General features: G+C 40.8%; 18 protein-coding genes and 1 other annotated feature (1 of these 19 cut by a window edge). Of the genes, 1 reads left to right on the forward strand and 17 read right to left on the reverse strand.

The window, feature by feature from the left end; translation table 11 throughout:
- Window positions 1–124 (reverse strand) — a binding site (T-box leader); it reaches 94 nt to the left of the window's first position.
- Window positions 125–220: 96 nt separating this feature from the next.
- The 17 genes from ppc to ybeY all read right to left on the reverse strand — a co-directional run bounded on the left by ppc (window position 221) and on the right by ybeY (window position 17,530).
- Window positions 221–2,917, reverse strand: coding sequence for a phosphoenolpyruvate carboxylase (ppc, locus tag FQT24_RS03555; RefSeq protein ID WP_143952183.1), 2,697 nt, complete (start codon window positions 2,915–2,917; stop codon window positions 221–223).
- A gap of 24 nt (window positions 2,918–2,941) precedes the next feature.
- The gene (ftsW, locus tag FQT24_RS03560) at window positions 2,942–4,165 is read right to left on the reverse strand and encodes a cell division peptidoglycan polymerase FtsW (RefSeq protein ID WP_000703371.1); all 1,224 of its coding nucleotides are present in this window, start codon (window positions 4,163–4,165) and stop codon (window positions 2,942–2,944) included.
- A gap of 160 nt (window positions 4,166–4,325) precedes the next feature.
- Entirely contained in the window at window positions 4,326–5,264 is a 939-nt protein-coding gene (gene prsA, locus FQT24_RS03565; RefSeq protein ID WP_045597054.1) for a peptidylprolyl isomerase PrsA, read from the reverse strand.
- A gap of 66 nt (window positions 5,265–5,330) precedes the next feature.
- The gene (locus FQT24_RS03570) at window positions 5,331–6,044 is read right to left on the reverse strand and encodes an O-methyltransferase (protein WP_080702856.1); all 714 of its coding nucleotides are present in this window, start codon (window positions 6,042–6,044) and stop codon (window positions 5,331–5,333) included.
- A 1-nt stretch (window position 6,045) separates the two neighbouring features.
- Window positions 6,046–7,848 carry an oligoendopeptidase F gene (pepF, locus tag FQT24_RS03575; RefSeq protein WP_033686622.1) on the reverse strand — a complete coding sequence of 601 codons (1,803 nt, stop codon included), beginning with the start codon at window positions 7,846–7,848 and terminating at the stop codon, window positions 6,046–6,048.
- An 18-nt stretch (window positions 7,849–7,866) separates the two neighbouring features.
- On the reverse strand, window positions 7,867–8,820 hold the full coding sequence (locus FQT24_RS03580; protein ID WP_033686623.1) for a competence protein CoiA: 954 nt from the start codon (window positions 8,818–8,820) through the stop codon (window positions 7,867–7,869).
- A gap of 73 nt (window positions 8,821–8,893) precedes the next feature.
- Complete coding sequence (gene tehB / locus FQT24_RS03585; RefSeq protein ID WP_143952184.1) at window positions 8,894–9,754, reverse strand: SAM-dependent methyltransferase TehB; 861 nt, start codon at window positions 9,752–9,754, stop codon at window positions 8,894–8,896.
- Between the two features lie 15 nt (window positions 9,755–9,769).
- Window positions 9,770–10,237, reverse strand: a complete 468-nt coding sequence (gene smpB, locus FQT24_RS03590) for an SsrA-binding protein SmpB (protein ID WP_001051750.1) — start codon at window positions 10,235–10,237, stop codon at window positions 9,770–9,772.
- On the reverse strand, window positions 10,200–12,554 hold the full coding sequence (rnr, locus tag FQT24_RS03595; RefSeq protein WP_143952185.1) for a ribonuclease R: 2,355 nt from the start codon (window positions 12,552–12,554) through the stop codon (window positions 10,200–10,202). The genes smpB and rnr overlap by 38 nt, the downstream gene beginning before the upstream one ends.
- Window positions 12,555–12,654: 100 nt before the next feature.
- Window positions 12,655–12,888, reverse strand: coding sequence for a preprotein translocase subunit SecG (gene secG / locus FQT24_RS03600; protein WP_000282517.1), 234 nt, complete (start codon window positions 12,886–12,888; stop codon window positions 12,655–12,657).
- Between the two features lie 39 nt (window positions 12,889–12,927).
- A complete protein-coding gene (gene rpmG / locus FQT24_RS03605) occupies window positions 12,928–13,077 on the reverse strand; it encodes a 50S ribosomal protein L33 (RefSeq protein WP_001809104.1) in 150 nt (49 codons plus the stop codon).
- Window positions 13,077–14,276 (reverse strand): multidrug efflux MFS transporter, encoded by a 1,200-nt coding sequence (locus tag FQT24_RS03610; protein WP_143952186.1) that lies wholly within the window; start codon window positions 14,274–14,276, stop codon window positions 13,077–13,079. Before FQT24_RS03610 ends, rpmG begins: the two co-directional genes overlap by 1 nt.
- Complete coding sequence (gene coaE, locus FQT24_RS03615; protein WP_143952187.1) at window positions 14,263–14,868, reverse strand: dephospho-CoA kinase; 606 nt, start codon at window positions 14,866–14,868, stop codon at window positions 14,263–14,265. Before coaE ends, FQT24_RS03610 begins: the two co-directional genes overlap by 14 nt.
- The gene (gene mutM / locus FQT24_RS03620; protein WP_143952188.1) at window positions 14,868–15,692 is read right to left on the reverse strand and encodes a DNA-formamidopyrimidine glycosylase; all 825 of its coding nucleotides are present in this window, start codon (window positions 15,690–15,692) and stop codon (window positions 14,868–14,870) included. Before mutM ends, coaE begins: the two co-directional genes overlap by 1 nt.
- 48 nt (window positions 15,693–15,740) lie before the next feature.
- Window positions 15,741–16,640 (reverse strand): GTPase Era, encoded by a 900-nt coding sequence (era, locus tag FQT24_RS03625; RefSeq protein ID WP_143952189.1) that lies wholly within the window; start codon window positions 16,638–16,640, stop codon window positions 15,741–15,743.
- 16 nt (window positions 16,641–16,656) lie between these two features.
- Entirely contained in the window at window positions 16,657–17,052 is a 396-nt protein-coding gene (locus FQT24_RS03630) for a diacylglycerol kinase family protein (protein ID WP_000378157.1), read from the reverse strand.
- Entirely contained in the window at window positions 17,033–17,530 is a 498-nt protein-coding gene (gene ybeY, locus FQT24_RS03635) for an rRNA maturation RNase YbeY (RefSeq protein ID WP_143952190.1), read from the reverse strand. The genes FQT24_RS03630 and ybeY overlap by 20 nt, the downstream gene beginning before the upstream one ends.
- A 104-nt stretch (window positions 17,531–17,634) precedes the next feature.
- On the opposite strand from ybeY, the gene pavA reads away from it, so the two are divergent.
- On the forward strand, window positions 17,635–19,290 hold the full coding sequence (gene pavA / locus FQT24_RS03640; protein WP_143952191.1) for an Rqc2 family fibronectin-binding protein PavA: 1,656 nt from the start codon (window positions 17,635–17,637) through the stop codon (window positions 19,288–19,290).
- The last annotated feature ends 9 nt before the right edge of the window (window positions 19,291–19,299 follow it).

The raw sequence follows: 19,299 nt of genomic DNA on the forward strand, positions 1-19,299 counted from the left end.
CCGAATTTTTATGATTTCAAATTCTAAATAACATTCAGCCCAATTTTCATCATCATCACTTATCTGTTTTCAGCTACCACAGACTCTCTAAAAAGTTTGAATGATTACTTTTCTGAATGGTTAAATTATATCATTTTTCAACTACTTGTCAAGACTCTTTTAGCATTTTTTTGAAAGATTCAAAAACTTCCCCTATAGAAAAGAGGAAGTTTGAAAGACATCAGCCCGAATTACGCAATCCTGTCGCAATTCCGTTGATGGTTGTATGGATTAATTTTTCTTGATCGCTAGATAATTCTCCTCGGCGTTGACGTTTAATCAACTCCAACTGGATATAGTTGAGAATATTAAAGTAAGGCATACGATAATCCAAACTTGCTTTTAGATATGGATTTTCAGCTAAAAGTTCATCATAACCTTCGATAGCCAAGATGACTTCCTTGGTAACTTGCCATTCATTTAGAATAGTCTCATAGATTGCTTTTACTTCTTCATCCTCACAAAGTTTGGCATATTCAAAAGCAATGTTCATATTTGATTTTGACAAGACCATGTCTACATTTGAAAGAAGTGACTGGAAGAAAGGCCAGTTTTGGTACATATCTCGTAAGATAGCGATATTCTCTGGATTTTTATCAATAAATTCCTTGAAGCTTGAACCAACCCCATACCAGCCAGGGAACATGACACGACTTTGCGACCATGAGAAGACCCAAGGGATAGCTCGCAAACCACCGATTTCAGTAATAGTCTTACGAGCGGCTGGACGAGAACCGATATTAAAGCTTGAAATAGCCTTGATTGGACTTGACTCAAAGAAATAATCATAGAAATGGTCATTACCAAAGACCAAATCACGGTAGATATCATAACTACGGTCCACTACTTGGTCCATAATGGCTTCATAACGATTTGATGTATTGGTATCGCTCTTCTTCTGCGTAATCATACGGTTAATGGCTGCGGATACTAGCATTTCAAGGTTATAGTAAGCTGCGTCTTTATTACCGTATTTATTCCCAATTACTTCACCCTGCTCCGTCAAACGGATGCGATCCTTGATAGACTTGAGCGGTTGAGATGTGATGGCTTCATAGGTTGGTCCACCACCACGACCGACAGTCCCACCACGGCCATGGAAGAAGGTAACCTTAACGCCAAATTTATCTCCAATAGCAGTCAATTGTTGTTGAGCCTTGTAGAGGGTCCAACATGATGATAGATAGCCACCATCTTTATTACTATCAGAGTAACCAAGCATGATTTCTTGGTAGTTATTACGTGAAGCAATCCATTTCTTGGCAAGAGGAAGTGAAAGATATTCTCTCATGGTTTCTTCTGAGTGGTCCAAGTCCTCAATTGTTTCAAAGAGAGGAACGATTTGGACACGGGCTCTTTCTTTATCAACTAACCCTACTTCTTTTAGCAAGATAGCCAATTCCAACATGTCAGATACGCTAGTTGCATGTGAAATGATGGTCTGACGAATAACATCGTCACCCAATTTATCTTTCAAATTACGAGCAGCCTTAAAGATAGCCAATTCTTTTTCAAGTAACTCTGATTTTTCAACATGAGTAGCAGAAAGAATACGTGGATCTTCCTCCAATTCTTTCAAGAGAAGCTGGCATTTTTCTTCTTCACTGAGTTCGCTATAATGAGAATGAATACCTGCTGATTTCAAGAGTTCGGCTACACATGCCTCGTGAACACTAGAATCTTGACGCATATCAATAGATGCCAAATAGAAACCAAAAATTTCAACTGCTTGAATCAATTCAACAAAATCACCAGAAATCAGTGCCTCACCCTTGTTTTCCAAGAGGGAATCACGGATGGTAATCAAATCCTTATAAAAATCATTGGCTGTTTCATAGCGAGTCCCAACTTCCTTATCCTCAATCAGATAGGCTTTTGTTGCTTGGATTTTTGATTGAATATCAAACAGGGCACGACGATACAGCTCTTTTTCACGATAAATCGAGTTATCCTTAGATTGACGAGCCATTTCTCTGACTTGCTTGCTGACATTGACAATACTTGTTGAGAGAGAGAACTCACGATAAAGCTGATAAATCTTTTCATCATAGTAGTTCATGATGACTTCACACTGGGTCATAGCAGATTGTTTCAAGGTATCTGCTGTAACAAAAGGATTCCCATCACGGTCTCCACCAATCCACATTCCCATGGTAATTGGTTTAGGATGTTTCAACTCCAAGCCATGTTTTTTAGCTAGACGCTTGTACTCAGCAGTCAAATGAGGAACAGCTTTCAGGAATGAACTATTGTAGTATTCCATAACATTCGTGATTTCATTGGTTACTTTCAATTTCTTCTCACGAATCATATCTGTCTGCATGATAATCTCAATGTAACGACGGAGATCATTATGCCATTTTTCCTTATTAATCAAGCCTAGTTTCACATCACGATACTTACGCAAAAGGGTATGGATATGGTTTGTCAAATCCAACATACTCTTACGTTGTACTTGTGTTGGATGGGCAGTCAAAACAGGGACAACATTCAAGTGTTCTAGAATTTCAACCGCATTTTCTTTTTCTGCAACCATTTTGATTGTTGCTGACAATTTACCAAGATAATCTTGATCGATATTATTTTGGTGGTTGATTTCATAAGCCAAATCCACGTCTTCTGAAATATTAATCAAAAGGGGCAAGATAGAGAAATAACGTGAAATATATGCCATTTCATCATTTGTCAGACTAGTAACCAATTGGTTCAAGCCTTGATAATCTTCTTGAGTTGATAATTCTTTCAACTCCATGATTTTTTCAAAAGTCTCTGGGGCAAGCATGTTTTTAGTGATATCTTCTAACAATTCTGTTAAAATCAATACTTCTTCTTGCACGACAGCTTTATTACTATAGTTTTCTAATTTTTGAAGAGACATAGGTAATCCTTTCCACTCTCAGCTCTACATATAGTTTGATGAGTGAGCTTCTAACTCCTCATACAATTGGGCACGTTTTTCACTTGCATCAATATTTAAGACAAAGGCGATGGCTACAGACAAGACCAGAAGACTATTTCCTCCTTGCGATAAGAAGGGGAAGGTTACTCCTGTAGAAGGAATAATACCAGAAATTCCACCGATATTGACAAAGACCTGGACCAACATCATACCACCAACCCCAATCGCCATCATGGAATTAAAGGGATTCTTAGCACGAATACCGACTAGGATAATTCGCAAAATAAGGAAAAAGACAAGTGCTAAAATCAAGCTAGCTCCCACAAATCCAAACTCTTCAATGACAATTGAAAATACAAAGTCTGTATGGGCCTCTGGTAAATAACCACGTTTTTCGATTGAATTTCCTAAGCCTAGACCAAACCAACCACCATTTACCATGGCAAAGTAGGAATTTGCAAGTTGGTGGCCTGCTCCTGCCAAATCAGCAAAGGGATTAAAGTAGGCACTGAAACGCTTAGCAACGTAACCAAATACTGGAACTTTTGAAAACTTATCAACCCCAATCATAGAAATAGCTGATAAGGATAGGGCTGAAACTCCTACCAATACACCGATAAAGGCTATAAACCAACGATGAGCAATCCCACTAACTGTATACATAATCAAGGCAACCAGAGCTAGGATAGTCGCATTCCCCAGATCTGGGAAGATAGCCAAACTTCCTATCATTACCAAGAGGACAAAGCGCCAATCATTAAAAGCACGAGGAATCCATTGATTTTGAGTTAAAACTTGGAAATCGTAAATACCAATTTCATCTTGTTGTTTTGAAAAACGTTGGGCCAAGTACCAGACGATGATAATCTTCAAATACTCAGCTGGCTGAATGGTCAAAGGTCCTACTGAAATCCAACCATAGGCTCCATTAACTGGCGTACCAATTAAGCGAGCCAGAGCTAAGAGAATCAGCTCAACAAACATAACAATAAATAAAAGTCGTTCTTTTCTTAAAAAATTCAGTTTCAGCTTATATATCAAGGCAATCAATATTAAACTAAATATCCAAAACATTCCCTGACTTCGAACCAATTGGAGGGCACTTTTACCTTCTTCGATAAGAATGGCACTGGTTGTAGAATAGACTACAATCAAACCCAAAATAGATAAAAGTAAGTAAGGAACTAGAATAGAATAGTTTAACAGGTGCCTCTTACTAATCTTCATAGTATCACCAATCTAATGAGAACAAAAGAAATTATTCCCAAATTCCGTTTATTTTCTAGTTTTGATTGCTATTATACCATTTTTTCCGAAAGAAAAAAACTCTTACCCTTAAGATAGAAGATTTTCTCATAAGAAAAAGAGCACTTGGCTCTTTTCTGTTTTATTCTTTTGAAGAACTGCTTGAGCTTGAATCTCCACCACCGATGTATTGAGTGAAGATATTTTGGAAGGCTTGATCTTTAACCTTGATATTGGCTGCTTGCAATTCTTTTCCGATAATACTTTGAACAAATGATGCGTCGTTTTGTTTTTGAGTTAAGATAACAGTTTTTAATTTTTCTTTGTAATCGTCAATATTAGATGATTTTTCTGTTTTCTTAATCAGTTTAACAATGTAATATTGGCTACTGTATGCTTGTGTTCCAGTAACACTAATCACATCAGAAACACCGTTTACATCTAACGCAAAAGCTGCTTTCTTAACTTGATCTGGTACTTCTGTTGAAGCAGAATCAAAGGTGATTTCTCCACCATTCGCTTTAGTTTTCTCATCTGTTGAATTATCTTTGGCTAATTGAGCAAAGTCTGCATCACTAGCTTTGGCTTTTTCGAGGACTTCTTTCGCTTTATCCTCATTATCAAGACGAATGATTTGAGCCGTTACATCTGGAGTGTACTCGTCAAAAGCCTTCTTGTAAGCATCATCTGTCAATTCAGCTTCTGCTGCTTTCTTAACTGCCAACTCAACTAATTTACTTGTACGAATTTGAGCTTTACGTGTTTCAAGAGTCATTCCTGCTTGCGATAAGACACGTTGGTAGTTCTCACCATATTGTTTCTCTTCTTCGGCAATAGTATCGTTGACTTCTTTGTCATCTACTTCTGAGCCATATTGCTTCTCAAATACTTTTTGGATGGTCATGTTCAACAAGACTTGTTGTGCTGAAGGGTTGCTTTTCACTTGCTCATAAAATTGATGTTCTGTGATGACATCCCCTTTCATGCTGATAAGGTCTGCCCCTTCTGAACCTTTCGAACAAGCTGCTAATGTTGCTACTGATAATAATGTAATGGCACCTGCCAATAGTTTTTTCTTCATGTCTACTCCTTTGAGATAAGTGTTACCCTATCTATTTTACTATATTTTCTTAAATTTTTCTGAAAATCATTCGCTGTCAGGCAATTGAACATCTGCTACATTTTTACGAAGCATGAGAATTCCGTCCCCCAGAGGTACTAGTGTTGCGGTGAGTCCTGGATTGTCTAAGGTTGCATCAAATAGTCTTTGAAGTCCTCTGTAAATAGTTCGCTGACCACGACGGACTTCCATAATATCCTTGGCAACATCACCACCTTGGAAAATATCATCCAAAACAACCACACCACCAACTTCCAAATGTTTGAGGATTTCTGGAAGAAAGACGATGTATTTAGACTTGGCTGAATCCATAAAGACGAAATCATAGGACTCTGTCAGGGTAGATAAGACATCTACCGCATCTCCTTCTAGGAGTGTGATTTGCTTACGACTGTCAAACTGGGAAAAATTTTCCTTGGCAAATCCAATCATCTCTGGATTGCGGTCAATGGTTGTAATCTTGGCCTTTGGAGCATGTTCCGCCATCAAGAGAGCTGAAAAACCGATAGCCGTCCCAATTTCCAGAATGTTTTTAGGTTGCATGGTTTCCATGAGAAAACGGAAATAAGCAACCGTTTCATGGGGAATGATGGGAATATTTTCCTTACGGGCAAAGTCTTCCAATTCTTTCAAAGAGCCTGTGACTTGCTTTTGACGCTGACGCATCAAGTCTACAATTTCTTCTTTGACAACAGGACGACGCATGTTATGGTTGGCATTTTTACTATACGATTCAACCATCTTATGCCAATCCCAATTTTTCAACAAGTGCTTCAAACTCATTTAAACGACGTTCAAAGACTGCAAAGGCATCGTTGAGATAGTCTTCCTTCTCCATATCAACACCAGCTTTTCTCATGACATTAAGTGGATAGTCAGATTTACCTGCCTTGAGGTAGTCGATATAACGGTCACGGTCTTCTTGACTACCATGAACAATCTTTTCAGCCAGGGCTGAGGCTGCTGCAAAACCTGTTGAATATTGGTATACATAGTAGTTATAGTAGAAGTGTGGAATACGTGCCCACTCGTATTGGATTTCAGGATTATCTTCCTTACTCAAACCATAATACTCTTGGTTCAAGTCTGCGTAGAGTTTATTTAAGAAATCACTTGTCAAGACTTCACCATTTTGATCCGCTTGGTGAATCGCGTGTTCAAACTCAGCAAATTGAGTTTGGCGGAAAACTGTTCCACGGAAACCATCTAGGAAGTTATTGAGAATAGCAAAGCGCGTTGCGTCGTCTTCCACTTCTTCCAATAATTTCTCCGTCAAGATATTTTCATTGGTAGTTGATGCAATCTCAGCCAAGAAGATAGAATAATCCCCGTAAACATAAGGCTGCGTTTCGCGAGTATAGCTTGAATGCATACTATGACCTGTTTCATGAACAAGAGTAAAGAGATTGTCTAGATTGTCCTGCCAGTTAAGAAGCATAAAGGCATTGGTATCGTAAGAACCACCAGAGTAAGCCCCTGAACGCTTGCCTTGATTTTCGTAAACATCAATCCAACGCTCGCTGAAGGCACGTTTAACACGGCTCAAGTAATCCTCACCCAAGACTGCTAAGGCTTCTTCTGCTTTTTTCAAGGCTTCTTCATAAGTAAAACTATATTCAACAGATGAAAGTGGTGTGTAGACATCGTACATCTTGAGGTCTGAAATTCCCAAGATTTTTGAACGAAGTTCAAGGTAACGATGCAAGAGTGGCAAATGCTTGCGAACTGCTGCCACCAAATTGTCATAAACACTTTCTGGAACAAAATTAGCCGCTAGGGCTGCATGACGAGCACTCTTGTAGTTGCGAACTTTTGCTCGGTAGTTTTGGACCTTAACATTGGTTTGCAAGGTTTTGGCATAGGTATGTTGGAATTGTTCATAAGTCGCATAAAGAGCTTGATAGGCACCACGACGCACCTCACGATTTTTAGACTCCATCAAACGGGTGTAAGTCCCATGAGAGAGTTGCACTTCCTTACCATCATCGTCAAGAACATAAGGGAACACAATATCCGCATTGTCCAAGATAGCGAAGGTTTCACTTGCCGAACCAAAGATTTCCCCAGCTCCAGCCAATAGCTCTTCTTCGCGTTGTGATAGAACGTGTTCCTTGCCCTGCAAAAGCTTGTCAAAATAGTGTTGATAAACCTGCAATTTTGGTTGAGCTTCTAAAAAGTCAGCATACTGCTTTTCACTGATTTCCATAAATTCAGGTTCATAGAATGAAAAGGCTTGGTCTAGCTGGCTGTAGAGAGTCATGGCCTTGGCATAGTACTCTTGGTACTTGGCTTCACGTGTGTCTTGGTCATTCTTCATATGAGCATAAACGTAAAGCTTCTCCATTTGGCGTTCCATTTCAAGAGAAAATTCAGTAATTTCGAGTAGGCTATCCGCACTATCCAAGAGATGGCCTTCATACTGGGCTACTGTCTCCAATTTTTCTGTTAAATCTTTTAAGGCTTCTTCCCAAGCCTGGTCAGTTGGGTAAATCGTTGATAGATCCCATGTATCTTTTTCATTTATTTCATGTCTTTGTAATACCATTAGATTCCTCCATCCTTTCTATTCTACCATATTTTTCAAGAAATATTGCTGATAAAAGGCTGGTGGATAAAGCTTTTGCCAATCATTTTGAGGATTTTCTTGGTAATAGATTTGAAAATACTGATAATAGCGAGTCAAATCTTTCTCAATTTGGCAAAAATTACCTACTAGTGGTCTTATTTGTGGATACCATTCTTTTAGCCCATAAGTCAGGAGATTTTCTCCCTTTTGATATGCTTCTGCTTGTTCTTTCATCCAAAAGGGATTTTGATAGTACAGTTGTTGCTGAATATAGCGACAGATGTCCTTATCCTCAGAAACTGTAAAATGAGATATTTTTTGTTTCTTATAAGGGAAACGCAATATTTCCAATAAACTAGCTTGACCATAGAGAAATTCCTTGATTTGATAATGGAGTTTACCGCGGAGATCTTGGTGAATCAGGTATTTGAGTCTTAAAACTTGTTTTTCCTTGTCTACTTCCCAAACATAAAAGCCCATGTTGTGACTGAAATAGAGAAAACCTTCTTGTAGACGAGTCAACCGCTCCTTGAGCCAAAGTTTTTCTCCCAGCAACCACAGTACTTGGTAACCCTGACTACGATAGCCCTCGCTACGCTCTTTAAGAACCTTTTGAGGCAAGGGACTACATTGAACCTCTAAAGCTAGATTGCCATTTACAAACACATCCGCAATCTGTTTAAGCTCTGGAAGAGGGTATTCTAATTGCACCTCTGAATCTCTTTTCAACCAGTGATAAAGGACTTCCTTATTTTCCAAGTGTTCTTGACTTTCATTTTCAGAGGAATAATCACAGTCTTTTAGGGATTTGTGGGCAAAATGGGTCCGGACACTTGGTCCTTGACGCAAACGGAGCTGACCTCCACAAGCTGGGCAGGTGTATTCTTCCTTCTCAAGCTTATCCTCTAACACATTTACCAATTCTCCCCTAGCATCTCTCGCAACAAACATGATTTCCCTCCTTTTCTATATTATTCGTAAAAAAAGAAAAAAGATCAGGAAAATTCCTAATCTTCATTCATGTTTATTTGATTTTCTTAGCTAGCATGGTCGCAAAGCGTAGTTGAATACGATTGCCATTCTCATCGCGACGGTGAAGATGGCCAGGATTTTCATTATACTTAACCAATTCCCAGTCCTTGTAATAGTCTGCCAATTCCCCTTCTTTAAAGGTAAATGGGAAGTTCACTGAGCAAGGATAATCCTCCGTGTCCATAGCACAAACGATAAGATTATAACCACCGACCGTGGTATGCTCCTGCATATTTTTGATAATTGCAGGAATGCGATCTGCTTGCAAAAACATCAAAACAACTGTCGATACGATGAAATCATACGCTTGCCCAATACTGGCTGAATTGATATCGTAAAGACCAACAGGCATGTCCAAATCTTCCTGCTCGACAATGCTTTGCAAGATTTCAAGGGCTAGTTCATTTTGATCTACAGCTGTCACATCAAAACCTTGCTGGGCTAGAAAGAGTGCATTACGCCCCTGACCACAGCCCAAATCCAAAGCTTTCCCTGGTTTTACTGTCTGCATTGCCTCTAGGATCTCTGAATGAACAGGATTGGTATTGTATTTTTTAGGGAAATAATCCTCAGGTTTACAATAAAATTCCAAATACCATTCTACATCGTCTGTTACAGCCTCCACTCGGTGCCAGGCTTGAGGTTGCGCCATGGGATTGTCAGCTCCTGCTTCAAAGAGATGCTCAGCTAGAACCTCTCCATCCTCTGTTAATTCAATAAACTTGAGAGTTCCTTTTAAAACAGTAATCTTGCCCCAAGTCCCAACCTTGGTATTGTGTTTCTTCTGAACAGCCTCTGGCATGGTTTCTTTATTCCATAAGGGCATACGTTTATAGGCAACTAATTTTTCCATTTTCATTTCCTCTTTTTATCGCTGATTAACAGCTTTCATCACACGCGCAATATCGCGGTTTTGCTCACGACGTTTGATAGACTCCCGTTTGTCGTAGTCATGCTTCCCTTTAGCTAAACCTAAAAGGAGTTTAGCGTAACCATCTTTGATATAGACTTTAAGGGGAACCAGGGTCATTCCTGTACCTTTAGTCTCTTGCTCCAACTTTTGGATTTGCTTTTTATGGAGCAGGAGTTTACGACGACGTTCTGGTTCCTGATTCCAGATATTGCCCTCTTCGTAAGGAGCAATATGAACATTGCTCAACCAAACCTCCCCATTTTTTACTTGGGCAAAGCCATCCTTGAGATTGATTCGAGCAGCTCTCACACTCTTGATTTCAGTTCCAGTCAGGACCATTCCTGCCTCTAACGTATCTACGATAGTATAGTCGTGGCGCGCCTTTTTATTTTGTGCGACGACCTTTCCCTCGCCCTTTGCCATGCTTGGCTCCTTTCTTAGCTACTTCCTTGTAAAAGGGTTTCTTTCCTTTTTTCTTCTTGTCTTTTTGTGAATGCTTGCGCTTATCATTTGAGCGTCCTGATTTTCTCTTATCTTCCTTCTTATCTGAACGACGACTTGAACCACGCCCTCTATCATTACGATTAGACTGTTTCAAGCCTTTTTCAATCACATCAAACTCACTTGGAATATAAGAGAAGTCAATTTCACCAGTCATCTTATCCGCTCTTTCAACTCGAATACGAATCTGTTGTCCTACACGGAAGGTAATACCTGATTTCTCTCCACGAAGAGTCAAATCACGCTCATTGAAATGATAAAATTCAGGTAGATTAGTGATGTGAATCAAGCCTTCAACTGTGTTTGGCAATTCGACAAAGAGACCGAATTTAACAATGCTAGACACAACCGCATCGTACTCTTCACCCACGTATTCTTCCATGAACTCAGCCTTTTTCATGGCTTCGACTTCACGCTCAGCCTCAATGGCACGACGTTCACGGTTGGAAGACTGGGTCGCAATCTCTGGAATCACTTGCTCAAAATGCTCTGCTATTTCCTTAGAACGGCCGTAATCACGAATCATACGGTGAACAAGAAGGTCTGGATAACGACGAATCGGGCTGGTAAAGTGAGTATAATAGTCAGCAGCAAGGCCATAGTGGCCGTGATTGTGCTCTGAATAGCGAGCCTGCTGCATAGAGCGAAGAAGCATCATGGACAATACATCTGCATAAGGTTCTCCCTCAACAGCACGCATGATGTCTTGAAGTGCCTCCTGGCTAATCTCACTGGCAGTACCATAAATGCGCAAGCCAAAACTCGAAGCATAATCAATAAACTTCTGAACTTTTTCAGCCTTAGGCTCCTCATGGATACGATAAATGAAAGGTAGATCCAGCTTACTAAAATGCTCAGCAACTGTTTCATTGGCCATCAGCATAAAGGACTCGATCATGCGCTCGGCAACACCACGCTGACGAAGAACGATATCAACAGGCTTACCTTGTTTATCCACTAAAATCTTGGCTTCATTGGTATCGAAATTGAGGGCTCCACGTTTCACACGCATGTTTTCTAGAGTTTCATGAAGCTTGGCCATAAGTTCGATACTAGGAACAATTTTCTGATATTCTTGTCGCTTTTCCTCGTCGCCAGCTAGGATATCATTGACATCACTATAGGTCATACGGAAGCTTGTCTTGATAACTGTTTGTGTAATGGTGTAATTGACCACACGACCATGTTTATCAATCTCCATAATGGCAGACTGGGTCAGGCGGTCAACTTGAGGATTGAGGGAGCAAATTCCATTAGACAGTCGTTCTGGAAGCATTGGAACCACACGGTCTGTCACATAGACAGAAGTCGCACGGTTAAGGGCTTCCTTGTCAAGGGCAGAACCCTCGGTCACATAGTAGGAAACGTCTGCTATGTGAACTCCAAGCTCCAGATTGCCATTTTTCAAGGCCTTGATATGCACCGCATCGTCCAAGTCCTTGGCGTCAGCGCCGTCAATGGTAAAGGTAATCTCATCTCTCAAATCCAGACGACCTTCCATATCCTTTTGAGACGGAGCATCAGGCACACTTTCTGCTTCCTTAACAACAGCCTCTGGAAACTCTGAGACAATGTCCATAGATTCCAAGACCTCAAGAACATCAATACCGACATCCGTTGAATGCCCAACCACATCTAGTACACTCGCAACAAAGAAATCATGTTTCTTGCTTGGGTATTTATCGATAAAAACCTTGAGAACTTCTGTTCCCTCGAGTTTAAGGGCTGGTTTCTTAACATAGATGGGTTGACTGATTTTCTGATTTTTCGAACGGATGTAGCCAGCATACTTAGGTTTTTCCTGATCTAGAACGATTTGGCCGACAACTGTTGTCAGGCTGTGTTCTAGGATATCGATAATTTTGGCTTCTGCTGCTGTTCCCTTATTGCGGTCAGCGACTTTCTTAATCACTACCTCAACGGTATCGCCATCAATAGCATAGTTGACATCGTTTTTCCCTACAAAAAGGTCGTCCTCCTCGCCTTCCAGACTAACAAAGCCAAAGCCATTTTTATGGGCATGAAAAATCCCCTTGAGAGTAATCTCGTGTTTTTTCTTGACTTCCAAGGTCAGACTGCCATCTTCCTCAAAGCGTATCTGATACTTTCTTTCCATTAAGGACAAGGTTTTAATCAACTCACGAAAATCCTTGGAGCCGTCTTTTCCCAAAGCCTGAGCCAAGTCATTGACAGTCACCCTTCCCTTATCTTGTAAATATTCTTTTATTCTATCTTTCATATTTTCTTTCTAGATTTTTTATTTTCTTTTACTGTAAAACCTTCTAACATATCTTTTAAAAATAAAAAGAGGCAAAGACCTAGTCCTGCCCATTATTTTCTTATCTACTTGATAATACCGTCAATGCTAAGGCAATGGCTAGCCAGAAAAAGACTAAAATCCCTGTCAAACGCTGCATTACAGCTTCAAAACCGCGTGCTTTACTGCGTTCAAACAAATCACCTGAGCTGGCATCAAATACATTGCTGGATTGGTTTTTAGTTGGTTGCATGAAAATCGCAATCACAATCACAACAGATAATACTAATAAAATGGTTAATAATAGGTTATACATATCAAACTCCTTAAAATCCCTATTATTTTACCATAAAATCTACTTAGATTCAAGATGTAGGGTTACTTTTCTTTCCTTGGGACAATACTTTAAAACCTCAATCTTGTCTGGATGGGTTTTAGAATTTTTACTGGTTAGGTAATTGATACTGCCACAAGAGGAGCATTTGAGATTAATTTTTACTCGCACTAGATTTCCTTTACTTTTAATAATGTTCGAAATTGAAGCAGGTTAAAGAGACAACTAAAGGCAACACAAAGACTTGTCGCATAGAAGACTGCATGGTAGCCCAAATATCCTGCAACTGCGGATCCCGCCATGGGGCCAATCACTCCACCGAGGTAAAAAAAGACTTGGTTGAAGGCGAAAATCCTTGAAATTCCGGATTTTGGAGTCATTTTGCTAAGAAGGGCATTAACCCCTGGTATCAAGGCACCGGTTCCCAAGCCAAAGAGGAATCGATAGAGTCCTAGTTGAAGGGGACTAGAGGCATTGGCACAGAGGAGATAGATGATGACTGAATAAAGCTGGGCTACAACCAAGAGGCGATGATTGCCTACCTTGTCACCTAGCTTGCCCATGACTCCTGCACTCATCATACTGGAAAAGCCCATACTGGATACAATCAAACCAGATACAAAAAGAAGATTCTCTGTCTGGCCTAAGTCGCGTACATACAGAGCTAAGATAGGGCCGATTGATTGGGCTGAAAATTGGATGACAAAACTGGTCAGAAAGAGGTTGACCAAAAGATAGGGATATTTAACTGATGTAAATAATTCCTTTGTTGGGATGGCCTTTTCCTTGGCTACTGGTTGAAAATCTTCCTTGATAAAGCAAATAGTCAAAATAGCAGCTAAAAACAGAAAACTACCAACCATTAAAAAAACTGTACGAATACCAAATAATTCTGCGATAAAGCCACCAATAAAGGGACCAGTTAGAGTACCTGCAACTACGCCTGTAGATAAAGTACCTAAGGCAGAGCCTGATTTCTCCTTGGGAACCTGACTGGCTATCAAGGCCGTTGCATTGGGAACAAAACCCGCAAATACACCATTCAGTAAACGGAGAAAGATTAACCAATAAATATTTGGGACAAAGGCTAAGCCTCCCATAGTAATGGTCATGGCCAGGCCAGCCCGAATCATCATGAGTTTTCGACCGTATTTGTCAGCAAGGATTCCCCAGATAGGAGAAAAGAGCGCCGCGGAAATAGCAGAGACAGAAATTGCTAAGCCTGCATAAAAAGCGACTTGATCGCTCCCTACACCCAGATTTTCCACAAAAATGGGCATAAAGGGCACAACCAAAGAAATACTGGCTCCTGTCAGAAAATTACCAAACCAGGCAATGCGCAAATTATCCTTCCAGTTAATCTCTGTCATATTGCTTACCTCCCTCGAGAAGGATACTCACTTGAGTAAGAAGCTGGTCCAGATTTCCATTGTTATCTAAAACATGACTAGCCAAATCTTTCTTTTTCTCTAAAGGCCACTGGGCTGCTAGACGAGACTCAGCTTCATCCTTGGATAGCTGATCCCTTTTCATTAGACGTTCTACTTGGGCATCTCGGTCCACATAGAGCAACCACGTCTCATCAAACCAAGCGCTGTAGTCCTGCTCAAAAAGCAGGGGGATATCCATGAAGAAAATCTCTTCTGTCTGAGCAAACTGGTCTCTCAAGGCAGCCAACTCTTCACGAATAATCTCCCCTTGAGTTATCCTAGACCATTCCCGTTCTTCAGGATTTGAAAAGATGTGACTAGCTAGGAGAGGGCGATCGAGTTCTCCATTTTCAAGGATTACTTTTTGACCAAAATGCTGAACTAGAGCCTCAAACAGACGACCACCAGGTTTCTGTAGTTGGTGGACGACTGCATCGGCATCCACCACTTGAAAACCTTGCTCTCTTAGAAAATTTGTCACAGTTGACTTACCCGAGGCAATTCCCCCAGTAATTCCAATGATTTTTCCCATCAACCCCTCCTTTGGCACTGAGGACAAAAGTGAGTTCCTCGTCCGCCTAGTTGGATTTTCTCAATGATGGTACCACAGCGTACACATTCTTGACCAGTCTTGTCATAGACCTGATGAAAATCCTGCATGGTTCCATCTTCCCCAAAGGCATTGGTATAGGTCCGAATAGTGGAGCCACCTTTTTCAACAGCCTGTCCCAATACAGCAATGGTCTGGTCATGAATGGCAGTCGCTTCTGCTGCTGTCAAAGTCTGGGAAGGTCTAGCTGGATGAACCTGAGCTCGCCAGAGAACTTCATCCACATAGATATTGCCAAGTCCAGCTACCAAGGTCTGGTCTAATAAGTGGGATTTGATAGGTTTTTTAGACTTAGCTAGGGCAGCTTGAAAAACCTGCACATCAAAGTCTTGTTCGCTTGGTTCAGGACCTAATTTTTTAGAAATAAAGTAGGCATCCAAAAGGTCAGGGGACAAGAGTTCCATAGTACCAAACTTGCGTACATCCTCATAAACAAGCGTGCCACCGTCTTCAAACTGGAAGAAAACATGGGCATGCTTACGTTCAGGAACCTGGTCTGGATAGTAAAAATACTTGCCTTCCATGCGCAAATGGGAAATCAAGACCTTATCTGTCAGGTAGAAAATCAAATATTTACCACGACGTCCCATTGACTTGATAATCTGACCAGGCACTTCCTTTTGAAACTCTTCCAAGTCCGTCTTAATCATCTTGGGATAACGAATTTCTATACTCGAAATCTTCTTTCCCAAAATCAATTTTTCTAAGCCGCGACGAACGGTTTCAACCTCAGGTAATTCAGGCATAAGTCCTCCTTCTGTAAAAACAAGAAGCAGGCATGAGCCCACCTCTACTTAGTATTCTTTTTCATTATAGCCAAAGTCAGCTAAATCTAGCTTTTTATCGCGCCAGTTTTTCTTAACCTTGACCCAGGTTTCTAGGAAGACCTTGTCTCCTAGCATGAGTTCAATATCACGACGGGCCATACTACCAATTTTCTTAAGCATAGCGCCACCTTTACCGATGATGATCCCTTTCTGACTATCGCGCTCCACCATGATAGTTGCACGGATGTGAACCTTGTCTGTCTCTTCATCTCGTTTCATAGAATCCACAACTACTGCGACAGAATGCGGAATCTCTTCACGAGTTAGGTGCAAGACTTTCTCGCGAACCATTTCCGAAACCAAGAATCGTTCTGGATGGTCTGTGATTTGATCAGACGGGAAATATTGGAAACCTTCGTCCAGATTTTCACTCAAAATCTCCACTAGACGAGAGACGTTATTTCCCTGAAGGGCTGAGATAGGAACGATTTCCTTAAAGTCCATTTGATTACGGAAGTCATCAATCTGAGACAAAAGCTGGTCTGGATGAACCTTATCAATCTTATTGACCACCAAAATCACAGGAACCTTGGCAGCCTTGAGACGCTCGATAATCATATCGTCCCCCTTACCACGCGCTTCATCAGCAGGCACCATAAAAAGGACGGTATCCACTTCACGAAGGGTACTATAGGCAGATTCGACCATGAAATCTCCGAGAGCTGTTTTAGGTTTGTGAATCCCTGGTGTGTCGATAAAGACAATTTGCTCCTTATCAGTCGTGTAAATTCCCATGATTTTGTTGCGCGTTGTCTGCGCCTTGTCACTCATGATGGCAATCTTTTGCCCCATGACATGATTTAAAAAAGTTGACTTCCCAACATTGGGACGTCCTAAAATGGCTACAAAGCCTGATTTAAAAGTCATAATTTCCTCTTACTGTTTAAAATAATAAATCCCAGATTCGTGGGAGAAAAATCAATGCGCCTGTTAAGGCTGCAAAAAGAGAGACTACTAATACCGCGCCAGCCGCCATATCCTTGGCATTTTTAGCCAGCATGGAAAAGTGATAGTGACTGGCCAAATCCACCACATTTTCAATAGCAGAGTTGATAATTTCAAAAGCTACTACCAAGAAAATGCTCAATAGTAGAAAGAGCCATTCGATTCGTGACACCTGAAAAACAAAACCTGCAAGGATGACTACTAGAGCCGTCACGGCATGTTTTCGCATATTTCGTTCTTCCTTGATGGCAGTAAAAATTCCTGTGATGGCAAATTCTAAACTAGATATCAGGTCACGATTTTTCCATTTTCGTTTATTGTCTTGTGAGTCCATAGGCTGTCAAAATTTCTTCTTGTAAACCGAACATCTCCGCTTCTTCTTCCGGAGTGTAGTGATCATAGCCGTTGATATGTAAAAATCCGTGTACTGCCAAGAAGCCCATCTCACGCTCAAAGCTGTGGCCATATTCCTCGGCCTGCTCATGAGCCTTATCAATAGAGATGAACAATTCCCCAATATAGGCATCAAACTCAGCCATCATCTCTGATAATTCTGGATTTTCAAGTAAATCTTCTTCATCAAAGGCAATTTCCAACTCTGGTTTATACTCAAGGCTGATGACATCTGTCGGACGGTCCGTGTCACGGTACTCTAGATTGAGTTCATGACTACGCTCATTAGTCACAAAAGTGACTGCCATCTCCTTGTCTTCTTTGCCTAATTTTTGGGCTGCAAATTCCAAAATTTCTTGGGTTTGTTGCAACATTTCTTTTGAAACTTGACCAGTTTCATCTACCATTTCAATATACATGTGCTTCTCGTTTCTCTTTACTTGGCTTTATTATACCACATTTCCATGATTTTATTCTACCTTTTTGATATAATACTATGGAATACAATCACAAGGAGAGAACGATGTCATTTGACGGATTTTTTTTACACCACATGGTTGAGGAATTGCAAAGCAAGTTGGTCAATGGTCGCATTCAGAAAATCAATCAGCCTTTTGAACAAGAGTTGGTCTTGCAAATCCGCAGCAATCGCCAAAGTCATCGCCTGCTCCTTTCTGCTCACCCAGTTTTTGGACGCATTCAGCTGACCCAAACGACTTTTGAAAATCCAGCCCAACCTTCTACCTTTATCATGGTTTTGAGAAAGTATTTGCAGGGGGCCCTGATTGAGTCGATTGAGCAAGTGGAAAATGACCGCATTGTGGAAATCACGGTTTCCAATAAAAATGAGATTGGAGACCATATCCAGGCTACCTTGATTATCGAAATTATGGGTAAACACAGTAATATTCTACTGGTTGATAAAAGTAGTCATAAAATCCTCGAAGTTATTAAACACGTCGGCTTTTCACAAAATAGCTACCGCACCTTGTTGCCTGGATCGACCTATATCGCTCCGCCAAGCACGGAATCGCTCAATCCTTTCACGATCAAGGATGAAAAGCTCTTTGAAATCCTACAAACTCAGGAAACGAGAGCTAAGAACCTTCAAAACCTCTTTCAAGGTCTGGGACGTGATACGGCAAATGAATTGGAAAGCATACTGGTTAGTGATAAACTATCTACTTTCCGTAACTTTTTCAATCAAGAAACCAAACCATGCTTGACTGAGACCTCCTTCAGCCCAGTTCCTTTTGCAAATCAGGTGGGAGAGCCTTTTGCCAGTCTTTCTGATTTGTTGGATACCTACTATAAGGATAAGGCTGAACGCGACCGTGTCAAACAACAAGCCAGTGAACTCATTCGCCGTGTTGAAAATGAACTGCAGAAAAATCGCCATAAGCTGAAAAAACAAGAAAAAGAGTTACTAGCGACAGACAACGCTGAAGAATTTCGTCAAAAAGGGGAATTGCTGACAACCTTCCTCCATCAAGTGCCTAACGACCAAGAACAGGTTATCCTAGACAACTACTACACCAATCAACCTATCACGATTGCGCTTGATAAGGCCTTGACTCCCAACCAGAATGCCCAACGCTATTTTAAACGGTATCAGAAACTCAAAGAAGCTGTCAAATACTTGACTGATCTGATTGAGGAAACCAAGGCAACCATTCTCTATCTGGAAAGTGTAGAAACCGTCCTTAACCAAGCTGGACTGGAAGAAATCACTGAAATCCGTGAAGAATTGATTCAAACTGGCTTTATCCGCAGAAGACAACGGGAGAAAATCCAGAAACGCAAAAAGCCAGAACAATATCTAGCAAGCGATGGCAAAACCATCATCTATGTCGGCCGAAACAACCTACAAAACGAGGAGCTAACCTTTAAAATGGCCCGCAAGGAGGAACTTTGGTTCCATGCCAAAGACATTCCTGGAAGCCACGTCGTCATATCAGGTAATCTTGACCCATCTGATGAAGTCAAGACAGACGCAGCAGAACTGGCCGCCTACTTCTCTCAAGGTCGCCTGTCAAATCTGGTCCAGGTAGATATGATTGAAGTCAAGAAACTCAACAAACCAACTGGTGGAAAACCCGGCTTTGTCACTTACACAGGGCAAAAGACCCTCCGTGTCACACCAGACCCAGAAAAAATTGCATCCATGAAAAAATCCTGATTTTACTTG

Source organism: Streptococcus mitis, assembly GCF_901542415.1.
Classification (GTDB): domain Bacteria; phylum Bacillota; class Bacilli; order Lactobacillales; family Streptococcaceae; genus Streptococcus; species Streptococcus mitis_BL.